General features: G+C 49.6%; 3 protein-coding genes. All 3 read right to left on the reverse strand.

Annotation, left to right across the window (positions count from 1 at the left end; all coding sequences use genetic code 11):
- Positions 1-90: 90 nt before the first annotated feature.
- Genes DW754_RS10685 through DW754_RS10695 form a run of 3 tightly spaced genes read right to left on the reverse strand, consistent with a single transcriptional unit; the run spans position 91 to position 4,084 of the window.
- Entirely contained in the window at positions 91-2,808 is a 2,718-nt protein-coding gene (locus DW754_RS10685; RefSeq protein WP_117638272.1) for an N-6 DNA methylase, read from the reverse strand.
- Complete coding sequence (locus tag DW754_RS10690; protein WP_117638271.1) at positions 2,801-2,980, reverse strand: type II toxin-antitoxin system RelB/DinJ family antitoxin; 180 nt, start codon at positions 2,978-2,980, stop codon at positions 2,801-2,803. The genes DW754_RS10685 and DW754_RS10690 overlap by 8 nt, the downstream gene beginning before the upstream one ends.
- 48 nt (positions 2,981-3,028) lie before the next feature.
- Entirely contained in the window at positions 3,029-4,084 is a 1,056-nt protein-coding gene (locus DW754_RS10695) for an IS1595 family transposase (RefSeq protein WP_199411500.1), read from the reverse strand.
- Positions 4,085-4,164: the final 80 nt, after the last annotated feature.

The raw sequence follows: 4,164 nt of genomic DNA on the forward strand, positions 1-4,164 counted from the left end.
GGCTCTGTTAGACCAGAATTGACATTTAGCACTTTTTCGAGCCGGGACGATAATGCCCGGGAGCAATTCGAATTGCTCCCGGGCATTAGTCTATTTCGGTGGTTTGAACGCGGTCAAAACCGACAAAGCACGCTCGTCTGAATTACAGATATCAATGTTAACCAGTTGGCTAACCTCTTCAAGAAGCGCTGCCTCCTTCTTTCGGGTTTCCGCTAGTTCTTCCATTCTTTCTTGAATAACCTGAATCGCTTTTAGATTGGGAACCGGAAGTTTTAGCTCGCTAAGAACGTCCCAAGAAATTCGCGTCCTTCCAATACCTGTAGAAAGCAATATCAAATCTGAGCGGGCGGTATCAGATCTGATTAGCGACCATAGCGTATAAACAGTCAACGGGTCTTTTGGCTGAATAACGGTATATTCAGAAGATACGTATAAACCGGCTGTTTTCGAATCAACAACGGCAACAGCGCCATTAACAGCGTTGATGTTACTTAGAACGACGTCGTCCTTTTTTAACTTAAAAAGCGACTCATAACTAACATCCTCAGCGTAAGATTCATCACCCGCAGCAATCGTTCCGTCATACTTAACCACTGCAAAGGTAACTTTCTTTCTCTTGTTATCCCCTCTGGTACAAAAGAGGTCACCCGCTCGGTCCTCACAGGCGGCACCGGAAGCCCAGATGGGTTCAGCGATGTCTTTGGCGGCGCGAACCTTAAAACCCCGTTCGTTCCATTTTTCGACGTTTCTGCCTGCAACGAGAAGAGTCGCTTTCACATCCATTCGGTTTTCTATACGTTTTGGATCAACTGAATAAAGTCGAGCAATTTCAGAATCGCCGTCTAAAAATGCTTTATATCCATCAACGATATCGGTGATTTCCTCTTTCGCCTTTTGCGCTGTAATTGCATCAGACGGAAGAACTCGCTCCCTGTTGGGACTATCTAGCCCCACATACGAACAATACCGCATATAGATTCGAGGCTGTTCTTGGGCGGCATCGATCTTCTTCTGCAAGAAGAGCAGCGACGTCTTGACCCTTGCCTGAGAGCGCTGGAATGCGTCACCGGGAAGCGATATAACCGCCTTGACAATGAAATGACTTCTAATCCAATCCCTAACGTAAGAAGTGTCTTCACCTCCAAGTATTCCATCATCTAGCACGGTTATTAAAGAACCGCCAGGTTTTAGAATGTCGTAGTAACGCTCAATAAATAGAACGCTTGAACGTACGGTCCCACGCAAGCTCGAGATTCCATTCCCATCTGGACGATGAGCGATGGAGTAATCTTTGAGAAGGGCTAAATCAGACGGTTCGGAGCATTTATACTCCGCAGCAAACGGTGGATTGGTTAGCGCCAAATCGAAATAGCCGTTACGCCCGGAAATTGCATCTCGAAACTCCTTTTTCTCGCTTCTAAGTTCGAGCGAATCCGCGTCTTCTTCTACGGTGATATTCTTATCTAGGGAATCTAACTGGAAGATTTTGCTCCCGCCGTCTCCATGAAGGAACATATTCATACGAGCAATGCGTGCTAAAGCTGGATCCCTAGCTGCATCGATGCCCCATATGCAATTTTCAGCAATGTTTTTCTTGATTTCCTGCTTCTCTTTCATAGAAAGAGAAGCATTGGAATCAACTTTTTCCCACATGCCATTTAGAGCTCCAATAAGGAACCCGCCGGAGCCGCAACATGCATCTATAATTTGCGAGCAATCAGAGATGTTTCTACCGACATGCAGATCTGATAGGCCAACAGCGATATCAACAATACTTCTCGGCGTAAAATACTGCCCAAGTGATTTGCCTCTTAAAGTTGCGTTCAGAAACGTTTCGAACATGCGACCATTGAGGTCGTCTTCGATGAGATGGAGATCGACTTCTTCAAATCGCTTAACAAGTTCTTTGATTGTTCCGGCGGACAACCGTATCTTCTCGTTAGGTTCAAAAATGCGCTTCTTCTTTTTTTGAGCGATCAGATCCTCGAAGTTCTTTACCAGTTTAGCGAAGAGGATCGTGTTGACGGGATTCGGAGTCGTTTCCTCGGCCTTTTTTATCCATTGTGATGAAAATTTAGCTCGTGAAACAGGTACAGAATAGCCTTCATCCGTTTCGTATCCTTCGCTACATTCATGCGCTTCTTTATCGGAGGTCATTTTTAGGAAAATCACCTTCACAAATTCAGTGAAAGCGGCCCCATAACTGAGATGTTCATGCTTATAGATATAGGAATGCGCACTTCCGAATAGTTTATTTACCGCAGAAGGTCCGATTTGTTTCAGTACGATGCGCTCTTCTTTTGTTTCGCTTGAGAGCCCAGCAGGATGAGTCGCGTTAAAAGACTGCGGTGACAGGTATTCTGCAAAGGTGTCGAAGGCTTTGGACCCTTTATTCATATCAGATAGAGATAATGTGAGAACAGGATTTCGACTATCCCATCTGTACAGCATGGTTTTCAAACCGTTCGTTATAACGAAGTACTGGACTGGATTGTCTTTATAGCCCTGGTTGATTAGAAGACAATAGCTAGAGCACTGTCCGACCCAATCATCTAGGTTTTCCTTTGTTGATTTGGCATCAATGACAAAACGCACCTTTCTTCTATACGAAAGAGCGTAATCGGGTTTATAAGGGATCTTTTTTCGGCCCAAGTTTATGCTGAGCTCCGAAATGCTCTCCTTTGTTTTAATTTGACTGTCTGACCAGCCCAAGCGCTTCAGAAGCCTATCTACAAAAAACTGCTCAACAGATGCTTCATTTCCCAAATCTTCTTTTCTACAGATTGCCTTTTTCGCCTTATTATTCATTGGGTTTATTTACCTTCATCTCGAACGGCATGCCGCCCTCGCGGATCACCGCGCGGAGGAACATATTCATCGCTGTGGACATGGAGAGACCGAGTTCGTCGAGGATGGCGGTCGCTTCCCTCTTTACCTCCGGCTCGATCCTGATAGTGGTTGCTGGTATGTTCGACGGCATGGCGGCTCCTATCTCTCGTGTATACCACGGTGCCACCATTTTAACGGACTATGCCGCCCTCGAGACCCAGTAGTCCATATAGGGCGGCAGGACGTTGAACATGTCGCGGATGCGGGTGGCGCAGATGCCGTTGGCGAGCTGACGTGCGACTGTGGACTCAGCTGTGCGGGAGTCGGTCGCCATGAAGGTACGGCACCAGCGGAACCAGTCGAGGTAGGTGCCGAGATGCTTGGTGGATACCCCCTTGAAGCGCGCCATGAACGAGTCGAGGAGCGAATGGACGGTGTTGATGCGGTTGATGGTGCCCTCCGAGCGGTCCTTGGAATCATAGGACTCATGCGAGGCGACCTTCAGGTCGCACAGCACATCGATGTATGCGGTCGCTTTGTCCGTGGCGACGACCGCACCTGCGCCGATACGGTGGCGAAGGGCCTCCGCCGCACGCTTGCGCGAGACCACGCCGCGCCCCGAGACCTCGAAGAAGGTGGCGTTCGTGTCACTGATGCCCGTCATGACGCAGATTTGCTCGCGGGAGAGGCCGCGCTTATGGACCTGCTTGCCGCGGTGGCGAGCCTTTCTCGGCAGAGTGAAGGAGCCCTTTGAATGGTTGCCCTTGAAGGACTCGGGGAAGTATGTTTCGTCGAGTTCGCAGGCCTGCCCCTGCCCCACATGGAACGTGGGCGAATATTCCTTCAGGCACTCGATGAGCCTGTGGCGCATGGTGTAGGCGGTCTTGAGGCAGACACCGCAGCGATCGGCGCACTCGCGGAGAGGGAGCATGAGAACGAAGCACTCGGCATAGGCCATCCAGGTCTCGCGGGGCAGCTTGCTCGTGCCGAGGATCCGGTCGGTGGAGTCTGAAAATGTCCTGCCGCAGTCGCGGCAGAGGTAGCGCTGCTCACCGTTCCTGGACTTGCCCTTTTTAACGATAGCGACCGAACCGCAACGTGGGCAACGCTGGATTTCGTAGCTAGTTCCCGCTGCATCGTCGAACATGGCGGCGCGGATGACGTCGCGTACCGACTCGATTGCGCGGCGGCGCTCGGACTTGCTTAGCTTCGCCATGTTCTTCTTGAGGGTGACGACCAGATCCTCGGCGTTCATACCTGCTCCAATGCCGTGGTTAACAATTCAATTATACCACGGTGGCATCACCTATATGTCAATTATGGTCTAACAGAGCC

Source organism: Collinsella sp. AM29-10AC (genome assembly GCF_003469085.1).
Taxonomy (GTDB): domain Bacteria; phylum Actinomycetota; class Coriobacteriia; order Coriobacteriales; family Coriobacteriaceae; genus Collinsella.